The organism is Acidimangrovimonas sediminis, from assembly GCF_002871005.1.
In the GTDB taxonomy this organism is placed as follows: Bacteria; Pseudomonadota; Alphaproteobacteria; order Rhodobacterales; family Rhodobacteraceae; genus Acidimangrovimonas; species Acidimangrovimonas sediminis.
Genome location: NZ_PHSN01000044.1, coordinates 1 through 15,806 on the forward strand (window position 1 = coordinate 1; position 15,806 = coordinate 15,806).

Below are 15,806 nucleotides of genomic sequence, written 5' to 3' on the forward strand. Positions count from 1 at the left end.
ACCAAACTCTGAACAGAGCTAACCTATAAACGCGGACTCCAAGGGGAGCAGGTCACCTTGGTTCGGGTGCGGCCCCACTTCTGGCGTCCCGGGTCGCCGCAGAATGGGCACTTGTGTTCCCGGTTTGTCCGTGCTTCAATTTCCGAGATTGCATCCGACTTCCGCCGGAGATCCGGGATCTTCGTCTGGGCGTCCTCGATCTGGGCTGGATTCAGACTATCGAGGGCATCGAGAAAACGGCGAAAGTCGTGATGTAGCAAGGGCACCCTCCGCGGCAAAAGCGGAGTAAGATAGGCCCTTCCGGGTCAAGACGAAGCGAACCAACACGGTTTGCGGACACTCCCAAATTTTAACGTGAGTTAATTTGATCCCCGACGACAGTCGCAAGACAACAGCAGGCCGCGGTAAGAGCAAAGTGGAAGTACATGTGCCCAAAACTCGGGCAGGTTGATCACTGCGAGGCGATGAAAGAGGACCCGGCACGGGAGAGGAACGGGAAGCAAGTTGCTCGTTGCAGTGGTCTCTGATCTGCCTGCATTAAGGGGTGAGACTGACGGGCAGGCAAGCCTCGAGCGCAATCCCTTGCCGCTAGGTGCGCCCCATTCGCCCGGCCGAGCGTTTCGCGGCAGGAGGACTGATGAAGCCAGCGAGGACAAAGATGCAGGAGCGAACGGTGGGAGAGCAGGGCCTTATGGACACGGTACCTCACATCGGCACGGCGCCCGACTTTCTGATTATCGGCGCCGCAAAGGCGGGCACGACGTCTCTTCATCATTACTTCGATGCCCACCCGGGGATTCACATGTCGAAGGTCAAGGAGACGCGCTACTTCTCAGCGATCGGTCTGCCGCCGTCGCGCTGGTTGAACGGGCATGGCCGGCTCTTCTTCGATATTCCGCAGAAGGCAGAGGCATATTGCGCCATGTTCTCCGGGGCTGCGCCTGGCGCACTTCTGGGTGAGGCGTGTCCAGATTACCTTGCCTCGAGCATCGCTTCGAATGCCATCGCCGAAACGCTGCCAGATGTGAAGTTGATCGCGATCCTCCGACATCCAGTCGAACGGGCTTATTCGAACTGGTCCTATCGCGCCGGCCTTGGCACCGAGGATGGTACCTTTGGCCAAGCAATCGAAGAGGATCTGTCGGGTCAGCGCGACACCTGGATCAGCGGACGGATCGTGCATGAGGGCTTCTATCATGCGCATCTGACGCGCTACTTGGCGCATTTTCCTGTCGAACACCTTAAGGTGGTTCTCTACGAAGATCTGGTGACCGATGGTGCCACACTGGTGTCCGAACTGTTCAGGTTTCTGGGTGTCGATCCGAAGGTTCAGACGGATACCGACACAGTCCACAATCCGCGGAGCAGCCAGATTGTGTCGCGGCGCCCGGGACGGTTGGCTGCGAGGCTTGGCAGCGTCACCAAGCTGCGCCGGCTGGCAAGCCACCTGCCCCCCGGCCTGAAAGACAGGCTTCGCGGCCGTCAGGCCCCTGTTGCCCCGATGAGCGCGGGAGAACGGCAACACCTGCTTGCCCTCTACCGTGACGATACGCTGGCCTTGCAGGAAATGCTTGGGCGCGATCTTTCCGCCTGGATGAGATGAGCCAGGAAACTGGAGGCATCTGAAGCGTAAGGTGTTTCGCAAATTCGGGAGATGCTCTACACAGCCTGATTCACATTACCCAGGATGCGACCAGCGGCAAATCGAGCCGGCCGGAAAAAAGCTCAGATCAATTGCTCGGATGCTTACTCTGGTAAGGAGGAAAACGATGCTGCGACTGGTGGCAGAAGCGAACACCTCGCCTCACACGATCCACCGCCGCAAATCGCGTCAGCCAGCGCTCAGCAGCCGGTCCCGCGCAGCACCACGGTGACGGTCCGGGCGATGAGCTTCACATCGGTGGCAAGCGACATCTCGCGGCGGTAGTCGGCGTCGAATTCGGCGCGTTTCGAGAAGGCGCTGGTGTGGCGATCGGAGACCTGCCACGGGCCGGTGAGACCCGGGCGCAGTTCGAAGTAATCCTCGCCGGGATAGAGTTTCACCTGCTTCGGCATCATCGGGCGCGGCCCGACGATGGACATGTCGCCGCGCAGCACGTTCCACAATTGTGGCAGCTCGTCGATCGAGGTCTTGCGCAGGAGCTGGCCAAGCGGGGTGATCCGCGGATCTTCGGCAAGCTTCTGGTTGCGTTCCCACTCCGCGGCGGCGGCGGGGTTTTCCTCAAGGTACTTGCGCAGCTTGATGTTGGCGCGCGGCACCATCGTCCGCAGCTTCATCATGCGGAATTTCTTGCCGCCGAGGCCGACCCGTCGATCCCAGTAGAAGGGGCTGGCGCCATCGCGCGAGACCATGAAGGCGAAGACGCCGACCACGGGCACAACGACCGGCGCCGCCAGCAGCACGAGGGAGACGTCGATCACCCGCTTGAACACGCTCTGGTAGAGGCCGGACCGTACCCCGTCGTCTGCAGAGGTATCGGTGACAGCCCCGGCCTCGAGATCGGAAGCAGAAAGGAACTGGGAGGCGGTCGGAAACTGCATGTACTAAACCTCTGCTAGATTTCGCGTTACGTTTTCCGCACGTTCGGGCCTGATCGCGACCACTCACGTACCGGAGTTTCAGCGAGCTCCCAGCTCAACAGCGCCACTAAGAAACTTGTTCCGGATACACTGCGGCTGATCAAACATAGCCCTACCTCTAATCAACAATTTTCACACCCTTAATGAAACTTTGACGAAAATCGACCCAAAAGTGGCGGGCCACGGCGGCGCGGTCATGTTTCTGCTCAGTTTTCAGACATCCCGAGTTGTCACTGCCGCCGAACTTCTCTGCATGTGCACACAAGACGCTTGCCGTGGTCAACTCCGGGCGCTCCAACCCGCGGCCTGCGGCAAAAAACCGCTGAGAGCCTGATTCGGTTGCGGTGGGGACACAGCGAGGTCCTCAGCCGCGCAAAGAACCGGTCGGGGAGTGGTCAGGCCCTTTGCATCCGTCTATGCAGATGGGCACGGGCAGGATGCACACGCAGCACGACCGGTGGCGCGAACCACCCTCAAGTTGTGCCAGGAAGACGGGAGCCTTCAGGGCAGAAATGACGACAAGGTCGCAAAACGGACCAAGATCGCGCCAGGGACGCGCCAGGGACGCCGGTCTTGCCACCGGTCTTGCGGTCGTCGGAATCTGCGTGACATGCGCGCCACCGGCCTTCGCCACGGATTGGTATGCCCTTGGCGACAAGCTCGTGATGGATCGTCCGAGCCAGAATTTCTACGGCCTGCCGGGCCTGATCGAAATGCCGACTGCGGAAAGCCTGCACGACGGCGACGTTGCGCTGACCACCAGCCGCAACGGGAAGACGTTTCGCAACACGTTCACCTTCCAGATCACCCCCCGCCTCAGCGGCAGTTTCCGCTATTCGCTGCTCTACAACTACGGCAACGGCGTGAAACCTGGCGGAACGCTGTATGACCGCAGTTTCGACCTGCGCTACCGCTTCGTGGACGAGGGCGACTGGAACCCCGCGGTCGCCGTCGGCCTGCGCGACTTCACCGGGACCGGGGTCTATAGCAGCGAATATGTCGTGGCGACCAAGCACGTGGGGTCGAAATTTGCGCTGACCGGCGGCATCGGCTGGGGCCGGCTGGCCTCGCGCGGCGGGTTCGAGAACCCGCTGGGCCTGATCTCCAATCGGTTCAAGACGCGCCCGGGCGGGGTGAGCGCGGGGAACGTTCTGTCGGGGCGGTTCTTCCGGGGTGACGCCGCCTTCTTCGGCGGCATCGCCTATCGGCCGACCGAGCGGCTGATCCTGAAGCTGGAATATTCCTCGGACGCCCAGGTCAAGGAAACGAACGTGATGGGGGCGCCCTATAATTCGCCCTTCAACCTTTCGGCCACCTACCGGCTCAAGAACGGGGTCGACCTGACCGCGGCCTATCTCTACGGCGGGTCGCTCAGCTTCATGCTGAACTACACTTTCAACCCGAAGCACCCCAAGTATCCCGGCGGGACCGAGCAGGCCGGGCCGCCGGTCATTCCGCGCGACTACGCCGCTGCGGCAAGCTGGGGCCGACTGCCCCAGACCGCACCGGAGGAGGCGTTGTCCGCCTCCGCGGGCAAGGCGCTTGCGGCAGAGGGCCTGCGCCTGATGTCGTTCTCGCGCGATGGCGACACGGTGGTGCTGCACATCTTCAACCCCCGGTTCGACGCGGTGCCCGAGGCATTGGGGCGCGCGGCGCGCGGGCTGACCGCGGTCATGCCGGCGGATATCGACCGCTTCGTGCTGGTGCCGGTGACCGAAACCGGGATGAGCATGTCCGCCGTCACGATCCGGCGCGGTGATCTTGAGCGTCTCGATCACAGCCTCGATCAGAGCTGGCAAAGCTATGGGCTGGCGCGGATCGACGACGCGGCAAACCGGCCGGTGCGGTGGGGCGACGCGCTTCCGGGCAACTTCCCCAAGCTGAACTACAAGTTCAGCGGCTACCTGGACCCGTCCTATTTCGACCCCGACAGCCCGATCCGGGCCAACCTCGGGGTGCAGGCCAAGGCGACCTATGCGCTTGCCCCGGGCTTCAGCATCTCGGGCTCGGTCCGCAAGAAGCTGGCCGGTACGCTCCAGAACTACAGCCGTGCGAACGATTCCGTGCTCCCGCACGTCCGGACGGATTCGTCGCTGTACGACAAGCACAGCCACGCCGACATTCCCTACCTGACCGGCGATTACTTCTTCCGGCCGGGCGCGAACCTTTACGGCCACGTCAGCGCGGGTCTTCTGGAAACCCAATACGCCGGTGTCGCGACCGAGGTCCTCTGGAAGCCGGTTGCCAGCTCCTGGGCCTTTGGCGTCACCATGAACTACGCCCGCAAGCGCGACTACGACATGCTGTTCGGGCTGCGCGACTACAGCACGGTAACGGGCCATGCGACGGCCTATTACAATTTCGGCGGCGGTTACCTCGGCCAGATCTCGGTCGGGCGCTACCTTGCCGGGGACTGGGGCACGACCGTCTCCCTCGACCGGGAATTCGCCAACGGCATCCGCTTCGGCGCCTTCTTCACGCTGACCAACGTCTCGTCCACGGACTTCGGCGAAGGCTCTTTCGACAAGGGCATCCGCTTCACCATCCCGCTGTCCTGGCTTTCCGGGCAGCCGTCGCAGAACGGGTTCGGTCAGACCATCCGCCCGATCACCCGCGATGGGGGCGCGACGCTGAACCTGCGCAACCGGCTGTATGACATCGTGCGCGGCAATCAAGATCCTGACCTGCAGGCCGATTGGGGGAAATTCTGGCGATGAGAGTGCCGCGCGCCCTTGCCGTTCTGGCGGCCCTGACCGCTGCGCTTGCCGGTTGCGGGAACCTCAAGCTTTCGAGCCTGCCGACCTCGGTCACCCCGATCCAGTCGGTCTCGTCCCAGAGCGCGCGGTATCCCGTTCTGGTGAAGGAAGGCGCGCCGGCGATGGAGGCCTACCTCGAGAAGTTCAAGGCGGGAACGATTCTGCGCCTTTCCGTGCTGACCCCCGATGGCGTCGGCACGTGGCTTTCGGCGGACGGGGCCGAGGTGATGGTGCGCGACGGGATGCTGGTCGAAACCCGTGGCCTGATGGAAGACATGATGACATCGGACGTGTCGCAATCCGCGGCGCTTGTTCATGCGCGTAGCGCGGGCCAGGCCAAGCGCTTTCAGTCGCACCTCAACGGGGATCATGACATCCTGATCAGGGCCTATGTCTGCAACATCACGAAGGGCGGCGACGAAGCGCTGAAATTCGGCAAAATTTCCGTCCCGACGCAGAAGATGTTCGAGGATTGCATTGGCGAATATGGTGACAAGTTCCGCAACATCTACTGGGTCGGGCAAGGCGGCAAGATCTACCAGTCGTTGCAATACATAAGCGCGAATGGCGGTCGGCTTGCCCTGCGAAAAGGACCCTGACGCCCAGGACGGAAAATTGATTCGTCGGGTGCCCATGCGGTGCCGGGGGGATCGCCAATCGACGAATTGTTTGACTTAAAGGGTAAAAACCAGTCAAAGCTGTGCGATACCATCGGAAACACAGCGAGTTTCTGCCGCGTTGCGAAATATGTTTGCCCCGAAACCGGCGACTACCTAGAGAAACCTTCAGGAAACTGTTAGCGTTTCTGGGGGATTGTCGTGTGCGAACAGTACAGGAGACTAGACATGCTGATGAAATCAATCGTGGGTGCGGTTGCCGTGACTGTGCTGAGCCTCGGCATGGCCGCTGCTCAGACAGCCCCCGGTCAAGGCGGCGCGGGCCAGGGTGCTAGCGCTGGTCAAGGCGCTGGCGGCTCGGGTGCCGGTGGCGGTGGTGCCGGTGGCGGCGCGGGTGCTGGCGGTGGTGCCGGCGCTGGTGCTGGTGGCGTCGGTACGGGTGCCAGTGCGGCCGGCGGTGTGGCCGGCGCCGGTGCGGCGGGCGCGGGCCTTGCGACCGCGGGCTTTGCCGCGGCGGGCATCGCGGGTGCCGTCGGTCTTGCAGTTGCGGCGGCGGTCGTCGGTGCCAACAACGGCAACGGCAGCACCGGGACCACGACCAGCACCACCGGTACGACGAACTGATCTGACCGGCAGAACGCCTGCTGAAATCTTCGAAAGCCGGGGCATCTTGCCCCGGCTTTCCTAGTTGTAGACTAGCCTAGTCAGAAGTGACGCCTCTTCGCGCGTGACCCCTAGGCGTGGCCTCTAGGCGCCGCACCCGGCGACGGCGCGGCGCCGGGCGAGATTCACATCCGCCCCCTTCGCCGCCGCGATTTCCTTGTTCTTGCCGCCGCCGCTCAGCGGGATCCCGACCAGGAAGACCGTCATCACATCCGCCGCTACCGCGGTCTGCTGGGTTCTGGACAGCTGCGTCAACGCGCTGTCGAGGCGGGATTGTTCCCGGCTCAGGGCCGTACAGCTCCACCCGTCGTAATCGGGCGCCTTGGTGACATCGGGTGCGATCTGCCCGGGCGGCAGGGCGCAGGCCGCCAGCGCCAGCGGCAAAAGCACCGGGATCCAGGAGCGGAGGGAGGGGAGTCTGGTCATGTCGGAAGTCCTCATGCACCGAAAGGTTGTCAGGAGGTCGCGCTGCAGCGCGGCATGCCGAGGCGGATCAGCTCGGATCCGGCCACCCGGTAGACACCGGACATCCGCCATTGCGCCACGTCGAGGAACCAGTGACGGATCGGCTCGGGGTAGAAGCTGGCCATAACGGTGGCCGAATGCGCGTGCACCTCGGGCGCCAGCGGGGTTCGGAACAGCGTTGCCGGCCCGTGAAAGCCGAATTCGGTCCCCGGATCCAGGCAGACATTGCCAAGCCCGAGGAACATCGTGCAGCTCGAATAGCAGTAGCCGCCGCGGATCTCGACGCGCGTGCCTTCCTGGCGATACCGCGCGATCTCGTCGATGCGGCTTTGAATGCGGCCACCGAAATCGTCCACGATGACGACAAGGCCCGGTTCGGAATGCGGGAGAAGATGACGATCGCCCTTCTCGGCCTGCGAGGGCGCAGCCGCGAAACAGGTCACCAGGGCGACCAGGGCAAACACGATCGAACGGGCGGCGCGGAACATCCGCGCCGGGAGGGGCTGGTTGGGAAACATCACTACTCTCGATGGTTGTCGGACCGTTCGGGTCCTGCCGGTCACCTTGGGGGCCGGCCTTGCTGACGTGTCCATCAGACGGTTTAACGTTCAACATTTCCCTAAGTGGAACCGTCCGCTTTGGTCGAATTTGCGGCGAATGCCGCGGAACTTCGCCGCAGTGCGGCAGGACCACTCGACAGCGCGGCCCGGTTTCTCTACCCGTAGCTGAACGAGCTACGGGGGACCGCGCGATGAAGCTGCTCATTCTTGGGATCAACTACAGTCCCGAAATGATCGGAATCGCCGTCTACACCAGCCAGCTTGCCGAAAGCCTTGCGGCACGCGGGCACGAGGTCGAGGTGGTGACAGCGCAGCCCTACTATCCCGCGTGGAAGGTTTCCCAAGGCTGGCCGCGCTTCGGCTACCGCACCGAACGGCCCTGCGAGGGGCTGCGCGTCGTGCATTGTCCGCTCTACGTGCCGGCGGAGCCGTCGGGCGCGAAACGGATGCTGCACTACGCCAGCTTCACGCTGGCCGCTGCGCCACGGATGCTGGCCCGCGCGGTGACGATGCGGCCCGATCACGTGCTGGTGGTCGCACCCTCGCTGGTCTCGGCCCCGCTGGGCCGTCTGGCGGCGCGGCTGACCGGCGCGCAAAGCTGGCTGCATATCCAGGATTACGAGGTCGAGGCCGCCTTCGCGACGGGCCTGCTGAGCCCCGACAGCCGCGCCGGGCGGATGGCCCGAGGGTTCGAGCGGCGTACCCTTGCGGGCTTTGACCGGATAAGCTCCATCTCGCGGCCGATGCTGGCCAAGCTGTCGGAAAAGGGGGTGCCGGCGGATCGGGTGTTCGAACTGCGCAACTGGGCCGATCTGGCGCGCGTCACGCCACAGCCGGGGCCGTCCTCGATGAAGGCGGAGCTGGGGATCACGACGGAACGGGTCGCCCTCTACTCAGGGAACGTGGCGCGCAAGCAGGGGATCGAGATCATCCCCGAAGCGGCCCGGATTCTGAAGGACCGCACCGACCTTACCTTTGCGATCTGTGGCAACGGGCCCTATGTGGCCGACCTGCAGGCGCAGGCGGCGGATTTGCCGAACGTGCGGTTCCTTCCGCTGCAGCCGTTCGAGCGGCTGTCGGATCTCCTCTCGATCGCGGATCTGCACCTGTTGCCGCAGATCGCGGGCGCGGCCGATCTGGTGCTGCCCTCGAAGCTTACGAACATGCTGGCGTCTGGGCGGCCGGTGGTGGCCACCGCGGCCCCCGGCACGGCGCTGGCCGAAGAGGTCGACGGCGTCGGCGCGCTGGTACTACCCGGCGATTCCGCTGCCTTCGCAGCCGCGATCGCCGGGCTTCTCGACGATCCCGAGCGGCTCGCATCCCTTGGACCCGCGGCGCGCAAGCGGGCCGAGGAGCGTTGGGACCGAGAGAGAATCATCGACCATTGCCTTGATCAGCTGGCCCATGGCCGACGCGATGGCGCGATGCCGAACGCTCAGCCGCCGTTCAAAGACCTAGCATCGCAATCAAAGCCCCAAGAATGACCAGCAGAACGATCAGGGCGACTCCGACGGGGAAGAGGTAGATCGGCCATCGATGTGAAAGCGGCTTCTTCTGGTAACAGGCGCCGCATGTGTCAGAGAAGATGCGCGTGTTGTGCCCGCAATATGGACACCGCACGCCGCGAAGCCTGTGACGGCTCCTGCTGTTCAAAAGTTGTAAGGCAACAAGCCTCATCGTGTGCCCCCGGAACTCATCTTTAACAATGTTTTAAACATACCACGGGATAAGGCGTTTCCAAAGGTTGTCGTGTGACATTCGCGCCCGAATCGAACCAATTGGTTCAGTGCGCCGCGATGCAGCGACCTGTCGCAGTTCTGCGGGGCCCCAAACGGGCATCCGTCGGCGTAGCTTTGCTCGGATTGCCTGCTTTTTAGGGGGCATTGGTGATGACGACCTGTGCGGTAGCAGGTCGAATTGAGGTCAGGTGATTCGCGGCGGCGCAGCGCAGCACCTGGATTCGGGGGGGCGTCGGCAGGTTGGCGGGAGGGGTGCCACGCGGTGCGCCCGTCCTCTCACCGCACGGTTTCTGGCACCGATTTACATGGGGCTGCGTCGATGTCTGCCCATGGCCTTACGGCGCGGCATTCAGGGCATGTTCGCCCCAGCCAATCCCCGTTGCGCCCCCCCGCGCCGTGGTTCCGTCCGCGCCCCTGCATGGCGCACAGCGCCCGCCTGACGTTCAGGTTTCTGCCGTCGCGAGGGCGAGACCGTCGACCACGGCGGTGAAGGCCTCGGACCGGTGCTGCGTCGCCGCGGGCAGCACAGCATGTGCCACGTCCGACACAAGGCCCATGAGGCTGGAACCGCCGACCAGAACCACGCTGTCGACCGCATCCGCCGCCACGCCGGCCAGTACCAGCGTCTCGGCCATCGCCCCCCGCAACTGTGCGCGGTAACCCTCCAGCGCGGCCCCCAGGGACCGCGCGTCGATCGGGGCGGACAGGCCCCGCGCGATGAATCCCATGTCGATCATCCCGCGTCCCGAGGCGGCGTTCGCGTCGATCTTGCCGGCCTCGACGGCAAAGGCCAGCTCATGGCCCAGCTCCTCCTCGATCACCGTTGCAAGGCGTCCGATTGCCTCGGGTGCCGTCGCGACGCGGCGCATGTCGGCCACCTCGCGCCGGGTTTCGGGACTGTATAGAAAGGGGATCTTGGCCCAGGTCGAAAGCTCCGCATAGATCGCATTCGGAACCGGCAGAAGGCCCTCGCCGAAGTCGCGGCGCAGCGTGCCGCCGTGGCCGAGCAGCGGCATCGCATGGTGCATCGACACGGCATGGTCGAAATCCGTGCCGCCCAGCCGGATGCCGTGGCTTGCCACGATCTCAATCCCGCGCGCGGCCCCCGGCTCTGCTCCGCGGTAAAGCGAGAAGTCGGAGGTGCCGCCGCCGATGTCGACGATCAGCCCCGTGCCCCCCGCCCGCCCCAGGCCGTGCGTCGCCAGTGCCGCGGCCTCGGGTTCGGGGCGGAAGGCGACCGTCTCGAACCCGGCGGCGTGATAGCAGGCGCGCAGGTCGGCCTCGGCCTGGGCATCGCGGCCCGGGTCGGCGGTGTGGAAATGCACCGGTCGGCCCGACAGCACCGCGTCGAAGCGCTGCCCCGCGGCGGCTTCGGCCCGGGTCTTCAGCGTGACGAGGAAGGCGGTGACGATCTCGGTCAGCGTGCGGCGACGACCGCCGATCAGCCTGGATTCGTGAAGGAGCGCGGTTCCCAGCACGCTTTTCAGCGCCCGCATGTAGCGCCCCTCCTCGCCCGCGATCAGCGCGGCGGTGGCGGCCGATCCGATCCGCATCGCGCCCTTGTCGGCGGGAAAGAAGACGGCGGTCGGCAGGGTTTCAGCCCCGGGCTCGATGGCGAGGCGTCGGATCCGGCCATCCTGCAGGCAGGCGGCGGCGGAGTTCGACGTGCCGAAGTCGACGGCAAGCGTCGCGGGGCGATCTGGGCGGGACATGGGCGCTTTCTCCGGCAGGGAAAGCGCGCGTTTCTATCCGCTGGCGGAAGGGGCGGCAAGAGGCTGTGGCGCAGCGCGGCAGCGCGTCTATGGCGTGACCGCCGCAAGCGCCGCGATCAGACCCTCCAACCCGCTGCTGGGCGCCGCATCGGCGCGCAGCGACACGCCCACCGGGCCGCCGAGAAGCTGGTTCTCGACGGGCAAGGGGGCAAGGGTGCCCGCGTCCATCTCCAGCCGCACCACGCCCTCCGAGATGAACCAGACCGTGTCGGAGGCCATCACCACCCGTCGCCCGAAGGCGAGCGAGACGTTCTCGTAATCCGGCGCGGGTTCGGCGATGCCCACGGAATGCAGCCAAGACCGCACCGGCGCCGCGATCATCGCCCCCGACGGTGGCAGCATCAGCGGATAACGCGCGAGGTCGGCATAGCGCCAGTCCGGGCGCAGGAGCGGGTGGCCGGGGCGCACCACCGGTAGGATCCGCTCCCAGTAGAGCTGTCGAAAGATCAGCCCCTCGGATTGCCCCGCCGGCGGCATCCGCCCGACGACGAGATCCAGCGCGCGTTCCCGCAGTTGCGACAGCAAAAGCCAGTTCGGCCCGGTGAAGACGCGGATCAGGCAGTCCGGACGCTCTTCGCGAAACGCCATCGCGGCGCGGGGGAAAAGCTCCGACGCAGCGGTGGGTAGAAGCCCCACCGCGATCCGCTCGCGCGTCTCGGGCGGGTCGAGGGCGGCGCGCTGCGCCCGCTCCAGCTCGGCCATCGCGGCGCCGGCATGGGCGAGGAAGGCCTGCCCGCCCCGGGTCAACACCAGCCGTCGCCCACCCCGGTCGAACAGCGCGACGCCAAGGATCTCCTCAAGATCCCGGATCGTCTTGGAGGCGGCGGGCTGGCTGACATGCAGCGCCTCGGCCGCGGCCGAAAGACTGCCGAGACGGGCGGTTTCCAGAAAGCAACGCAGGTGGCGCAGGCGTAGCTGGGGCGTCAGCATCGGGGCCTCTCATAATCCTGAGGTTATGAATAATTCCGAAAGTTATAATTTTCCGGGCCGTTTTTCCATGCCATAAGCGGCGGCGGAGGACCCCATGCAGACACTACAAACTGGCGGCGTGACGCTGCACATCCGCGATGAGGGGCCGAAGGACGGCCGCCCGCTCGTGTTCTCGAATTCCCTCGGTACCGATCTCCGGGTCTGGGATGCGCTGTTGCCCCACCTGCCCGAGGGCCTCCGGCTGGTCCGCTACGACAAGCGTGGTCATGGCCTTTCGGACGCCAGCCCCGCGCCCTACGCGATGGAGACGCTGGTCGCCGATGCCGAAGCGGTCTGCGACGGGCTGGGCCTGAGCGGTGTCACCTTCGTCGGCCTGTCGATCGGCGGCCTGATCGGTCAGGGGCTGGCGGCAAAGCGCCCCGACCTGCTGCGCGCCCTGGTGCTGATGGACACCGCGGCAAAGATCGGCACGGCGGAGATGTGGGACGACCGGATCGCCAAGATAACTGCCGGCGGGGTGTCGGCGCTGGCCGATCCCATCCTGGAGCGCTGGTTTACCAGGGACTTCCGCGAAGCCGCGCCGGAATTCGCGCTGTGGTCCAACATGCTGACCCGGACGAGCGTGGCGGGCTATACGGGCTGCTGCGCCGCGATCGCGGGCGCGGACATGACCGAAAGCACCCGGGCGCTGACGCTGCCTGTGCTTGCCATGGCGGGCGATCAGGACGGGTCGACCCCGCCGGATCTGGTCAAGGCCACGGCGGAGCTGAGCAACGCGGCCTTCCACGTGATCCCCGGCGCGGGCCACCTTCCCTGTATCGAACAGCCCGAGGCCACCGCGGCGCTGATCGCCGCCTTCCTGAAGGACACCGCGGCATGAGCGACGACCGCATCACCCGAGGCGACGCGACGCGCCGGGCCGTGCTGGGCGACGCCCATGTCGACCGGGCAGCGGCAGGTCAGACCGATCTCGACGCGCCTTTCACCGACCTGATCACCGCTTCGGCCTGGGGCACCGTCTGGGCCTCGGACCGGATCACGCGGCGCGAGCGGTCCATGCTGACGCTGGCGCTGCTGGCCGCGACGGGCAATTTCGAGGAGATCCCGATGCACATCCGCGCCACTGCGCGGACCGGGGCCTCCAAGACCGACGTGCTCGAGGCGTTCCAGCACGTGGCGATCTACGCCGGTGTGCCCCGCGCCAACCACGCGCTGAAACTGGCCAAGCAGACCTATGCCGAGATGGAGGCAGACACCGATGAGTAAGACCCCTGACCTCGGCCCGCTGATCCCGCGCAATCGCGCGATCCATCCCGTGCCCTACGACCCCGATTACAAGACCTCGGTCGCACGGTCGCCGAACCTGCCGCTGCTGTCGATGGAATCGACGCCTTCCGAGGAACACGGCCCCACCTTCGGCCACAACGCGCTTGGCGCGCTCGACAACAACCTGATCCTGAACTGGACCAGGGGTGCGGCCCCCGCGGTAGGTGAGCGCATCCTGATGCACGGCCGCGTGCTGGACGAACTGGGCCGCCCGGTGCCCGAGACGCTGATCGAGATCTGGCAGGCAAACGCGGGCGGGCGCTACCGCCACAAGAAGGATACCTACTTCGCCCCGCTCGACCCGAATTTCGGCGGCTGCGGGCGGACGATCACCGATGCCGAGGGGCGATATCAGTTCCTGACGATCCGGCCCGGCGCCTACCCGTGGCCGAACCGCGCCAACGACTGGCGGCCGATGCACATCCACGTCTCTGTTTTCGGGCGCAGCTTCGGCCAGCGACTGATCACCCAGATGTATTTCGAGGGCGATCCGCTGATCGACCATTGCCCGATCGCCGCGACGATCAAGGACCGTGCGCAGCTCGATCGTCTGGTCGCGCCGTTGGACATGGCGCATTCGCGGCCGCTGGATTTCCTCGCCTACAAGTTCGACATCGTGCTGCGCGGCCGCCGCCAGACCATGTTCGAGAACAAGCTGGAGGGCATGTGAGATGGTGCAGAAGCTCGACAATCTGATCGAGACCGCGTCGCAGACCGCAGGGCCCTATGTCCACATCGGCCTGATGCCCACCTATGCCGGAAATGCCGGCGCCTATGAGCAGGAGATCGGCGTTTCCCCGATCGAGGAGGGCGCGCAGGGCGAGGTGATCGAGATCGTCGGATCGGTCTTCGACGGTACCGGCTGGGCGCTGCGCGACGCGATGATCGAAAGCTGGCAGCCGGACGCGGCGGGCAAGTTCCCCGGTCAGCCGGACGCCGACCCCAAGGTCACGGGCCTGTGCCGCTTTGCCGCCGATGCCGAAAGCGGAGAGTTCACCCTGCGCACGGTCAAGCCCGGCCCGGTGCCGCACCGCACCGGCGGGATGCAGGCGCCGCACATCACCCTGTGGATCGTCGCGCGCGGCATCAACATCGGCCTCAACACCCGGATCTACTTCGAAGACGAGGACAATTCCGCCGACCCGCTGCTTGCCCGCATCGAGCAGAAGCCCCGCGTCGACACGCTGATTGCGAAGAAGACCGGGCCCGGGCAGTATCGTTTCGACATCCGACTTCAGGGCGACGGCGAGACCGTCTTCCTTGACCTCTGAAGCCGCCGGGAGGGCCATGAGCGCATCATGAGCGCAAGCGTCTTCGATCATCCCTGGCTCGGTGGTCTCTTCGCCGATCCGGACATGGCCGCGCTTTGGAGCGCGGAGCGCCAGCTTGCCCACATGCTGGCGTTCGAGGCCGCGTGGTCGCGCGCCCGGGGCGCCTGCGGCCTGTCGCCCGCCGAGGATGCCGAGGCTGCCGCCCGGGCGATCGAGGGCGCGTCCCTCGTTTCCGCGGATCTGGCCAAGGGGATGGGGCGTGACGGGGTGCCCGTGCCGGTGCTGGCAAAGCTTCTGCGCAAGGGGCTGTCCGGGCCGGTGGCGAAGGCTGTCCACAGCGGGGCCACGTCGCAGGACGTGGTGGACACGGCGCTGGCGCTGACCCTGCGGGACACGACCCATCTGCTGCTGCCACGGCTCGAGGCGCTGGACGCCGCGCTCGCCGACCTGTCGGCGCGGTTCGGGACGCGGCCCCTGATGGCGCGCACCCGGATGCAGGCCGCGACCGAGGTGACGGTGGCCGACCGCATCCGCCCCTGGCGCCAGCCGCTCGCGGGGTTGATGGCGCGGCTATCGCAGGCCGGGGCCGAAGCTGCGGTGGTGCAGGTCGGCGGCGCCTCGGGCGACCGCGGCGCGCTTGGGGAACAGGCGCAGCCCATGACCGATCACATCGCGCAGGCGCTGGGGCTGGCCCCGGCGCAGGCGGCGTGGCACGCGACGCGGCAGGGGGTCGTCGGCTATTCCGACGCGCTGTCGCTGATCACCGGGTCGCTGGGCAAGATGGGTCAGGACGTGGCCCTTATGGCGCAGCAGGGGATCGGCACGATCGCGATGTCCGGGGGCGGCGGATCTTCGGCCATGCCGCACAAGCAGAACCCGGTCGCGGCAGAGCTTCTGGTGACGCTGGCAAGGTTCAATGCGGTGCAGGTGTCGGCGATGCACCATGCGCTGGTGCATGAACAGGAACGCTCGGGCAGTGCCTGGGCCCTGGAATGGATGGTCCTGCCGCAGATGGCGCAGGCCGCGGGGCGGGCTTTGACGGCGGCGCTGACCCTCATCGAAAGTGTCGAGAGCATGGGCGATCCGGGCTGACAATCCGGAATGATCCGAGGCAGGGGAGGGCCGGA

15 protein-coding genes are annotated in these 15,806 nt (G+C 65.8%); 10 read left to right on the top strand and 5 right to left on the bottom strand.

Annotated features, from left to right (window positions below; genetic code table 11):
- Nucleotides 1-637: 637 nt before the first annotated feature.
- Entirely contained in the window at nucleotides 638-1,603 is a 966-nt protein-coding gene (locus tag CVV76_RS23010) for a sulfotransferase domain-containing protein (RefSeq protein WP_102227030.1), read from the top strand.
- A gap of 239 nt (nucleotides 1,604-1,842) precedes the next feature.
- Here the strand turns inward: CVV76_RS23010 and CVV76_RS23015 are convergent, their stop codons facing one another.
- Entirely contained in the window at nucleotides 1,843-2,541 is a 699-nt protein-coding gene (locus tag CVV76_RS23015) for a sugar transferase (RefSeq protein ID WP_102227031.1), read from the bottom strand.
- 704 nt (nucleotides 2,542-3,245) lie between these two features.
- Between CVV76_RS23015 and CVV76_RS23020 the strand changes: the two genes are divergently transcribed.
- From CVV76_RS23020 to CVV76_RS25530, 3 genes are all read left to right on the top strand, one after another.
- On the top strand, nucleotides 3,246-5,297 hold the full coding sequence (locus CVV76_RS23020) for a YjbH domain-containing protein (RefSeq protein WP_158243229.1): 2,052 nt from the start codon (nucleotides 3,246-3,248) through the stop codon (nucleotides 5,295-5,297).
- Complete coding sequence (locus CVV76_RS23025; protein ID WP_102227033.1) at nucleotides 5,294-5,935, top strand: YjbF family lipoprotein; 642 nt, start codon at nucleotides 5,294-5,296, stop codon at nucleotides 5,933-5,935. The genes CVV76_RS23020 and CVV76_RS23025 overlap by 4 nt, the downstream gene beginning before the upstream one ends.
- A gap of 246 nt (nucleotides 5,936-6,181) precedes the next feature.
- Nucleotides 6,182-6,577, top strand: coding sequence for a hypothetical protein (locus CVV76_RS25530; protein ID WP_233193120.1), 396 nt, complete (start codon nucleotides 6,182-6,184; stop codon nucleotides 6,575-6,577).
- Nucleotides 6,578-6,700: 123 nt separating this feature from the next.
- Here CVV76_RS25530 and CVV76_RS23035 read toward each other — a convergent pair whose 3' ends face one another.
- A complete protein-coding gene (locus tag CVV76_RS23035; RefSeq protein ID WP_102227034.1) occupies nucleotides 6,701-7,042 on the bottom strand; it encodes a hypothetical protein in 342 nt (113 codons plus the stop codon).
- 29 nt (nucleotides 7,043-7,071) lie between these two features.
- On the bottom strand, nucleotides 7,072-7,599 hold the full coding sequence (locus CVV76_RS23040) for a hypothetical protein (RefSeq protein WP_102227035.1): 528 nt from the start codon (nucleotides 7,597-7,599) through the stop codon (nucleotides 7,072-7,074).
- Nucleotides 7,600-7,832: 233 nt separating this feature from the next.
- Here CVV76_RS23040 and CVV76_RS23045 point away from each other — a divergent pair, with 233 nt between their 5' ends.
- Entirely contained in the window at nucleotides 7,833-9,125 is a 1,293-nt protein-coding gene (locus CVV76_RS23045; protein WP_102227036.1) for a WcaI family glycosyltransferase, read from the top strand.
- 698 nt (nucleotides 9,126-9,823) lie between these two features.
- Here the strand turns inward: CVV76_RS23045 and CVV76_RS23050 are convergent.
- Both CVV76_RS23050 and CVV76_RS23055 read right to left on the bottom strand, forming a co-directional pair.
- Nucleotides 9,824-11,092 (bottom strand): Hsp70 family protein, encoded by a 1,269-nt coding sequence (locus tag CVV76_RS23050; RefSeq protein WP_102227037.1) that lies wholly within the window; start codon nucleotides 11,090-11,092, stop codon nucleotides 9,824-9,826.
- A gap of 87 nt (nucleotides 11,093-11,179) precedes the next feature.
- Nucleotides 11,180-12,082, bottom strand: a complete 903-nt coding sequence (locus tag CVV76_RS23055) for a LysR substrate-binding domain-containing protein (RefSeq protein ID WP_102227038.1) — start codon at nucleotides 12,080-12,082, stop codon at nucleotides 11,180-11,182.
- 94 nt (nucleotides 12,083-12,176) lie between these two features.
- Between CVV76_RS23055 and pcaD the strand changes: the two genes are divergently transcribed.
- Genes pcaD through CVV76_RS23080 form a run of 5 tightly spaced genes read left to right on the top strand, consistent with a single transcriptional unit; the run spans nucleotide 12,177 to nucleotide 15,771 of the window.
- Nucleotides 12,177-12,962, top strand: a complete 786-nt coding sequence (pcaD, locus tag CVV76_RS23060) for a 3-oxoadipate enol-lactonase (protein WP_102227039.1) — start codon at nucleotides 12,177-12,179, stop codon at nucleotides 12,960-12,962.
- Nucleotides 12,959-13,348: a 4-carboxymuconolactone decarboxylase gene (gene pcaC, locus CVV76_RS23065; protein ID WP_102227040.1), complete on the top strand. Its 390-nt coding sequence runs from the start codon at nucleotides 12,959-12,961 to the stop codon at nucleotides 13,346-13,348. The genes pcaD and pcaC overlap by 4 nt, the downstream gene beginning before the upstream one ends.
- Nucleotides 13,341-14,078, top strand: a complete 738-nt coding sequence (gene pcaH / locus CVV76_RS23070; protein ID WP_102227041.1) for a protocatechuate 3,4-dioxygenase subunit beta — start codon at nucleotides 13,341-13,343, stop codon at nucleotides 14,076-14,078. Before pcaC ends, pcaH begins: the two co-directional genes overlap by 8 nt.
- 1 nt (nucleotide 14,079) lies before the next feature.
- Nucleotides 14,080-14,679 carry a protocatechuate 3,4-dioxygenase subunit alpha gene (gene pcaG / locus CVV76_RS23075; RefSeq protein ID WP_102227042.1) on the top strand — a complete coding sequence of 200 codons (600 nt, stop codon included), beginning with the start codon at nucleotides 14,080-14,082 and terminating at the stop codon, nucleotides 14,677-14,679.
- A gap of 27 nt (nucleotides 14,680-14,706) precedes the next feature.
- Nucleotides 14,707-15,771, top strand: coding sequence for a 3-carboxy-cis,cis-muconate cycloisomerase (locus tag CVV76_RS23080; RefSeq protein ID WP_102227043.1), 1,065 nt, complete (start codon nucleotides 14,707-14,709; stop codon nucleotides 15,769-15,771).
- The last annotated feature ends 35 nt before the right edge of the window (nucleotides 15,772-15,806 follow it).

Coding starts and splice junctions, on each gene's coding strand:
- CVV76_RS23010 (WP_102227030.1), top strand. CDS start 638: ATGAAGCCAGCGAGGACAAAGATGCAGGAGCGAACGGTGGGAGAGCAG.
- CVV76_RS23015 (WP_102227031.1), bottom strand. CDS start 2,541: ATGCAGTTTCCGACCGCCTCCCAGTTCCTTTCTGCTTCCGATCTCGAG.
- CVV76_RS23020 (WP_158243229.1), top strand. CDS start 3,246: ATGGATCGTCCGAGCCAGAATTTCTACGGCCTGCCGGGCCTGATCGAA.
- CVV76_RS23025 (WP_102227033.1), top strand. CDS start 5,294: ATGAGAGTGCCGCGCGCCCTTGCCGTTCTGGCGGCCCTGACCGCTGCG.
- CVV76_RS25530 (WP_233193120.1), top strand. CDS start 6,182: ATGCTGATGAAATCAATCGTGGGTGCGGTTGCCGTGACTGTGCTGAGC.
- CVV76_RS23035 (WP_102227034.1), bottom strand. CDS start 7,042: ATGACCAGACTCCCCTCCCTCCGCTCCTGGATCCCGGTGCTTTTGCCG.
- CVV76_RS23040 (WP_102227035.1), bottom strand. CDS start 7,599: ATGTTTCCCAACCAGCCCCTCCCGGCGCGGATGTTCCGCGCCGCCCGT.
- CVV76_RS23045 (WP_102227036.1), top strand. CDS start 7,833: ATGAAGCTGCTCATTCTTGGGATCAACTACAGTCCCGAAATGATCGGA.
- CVV76_RS23050 (WP_102227037.1), bottom strand. CDS start 11,092: ATGTCCCGCCCAGATCGCCCCGCGACGCTTGCCGTCGACTTCGGCACG.
- CVV76_RS23055 (WP_102227038.1), bottom strand. CDS start 12,082: ATGCTGACGCCCCAGCTACGCCTGCGCCACCTGCGTTGCTTTCTGGAA.
- pcaD (WP_102227039.1), top strand. CDS start 12,177: ATGCAGACACTACAAACTGGCGGCGTGACGCTGCACATCCGCGATGAG.
- pcaC (WP_102227040.1), top strand. CDS start 12,959: ATGAGCGACGACCGCATCACCCGAGGCGACGCGACGCGCCGGGCCGTG.
- pcaH (WP_102227041.1), top strand. CDS start 13,341: ATGAGTAAGACCCCTGACCTCGGCCCGCTGATCCCGCGCAATCGCGCG.
- pcaG (WP_102227042.1), top strand. CDS start 14,080: ATGGTGCAGAAGCTCGACAATCTGATCGAGACCGCGTCGCAGACCGCA.
- CVV76_RS23080 (WP_102227043.1), top strand. CDS start 14,707: ATGAGCGCAAGCGTCTTCGATCATCCCTGGCTCGGTGGTCTCTTCGCC.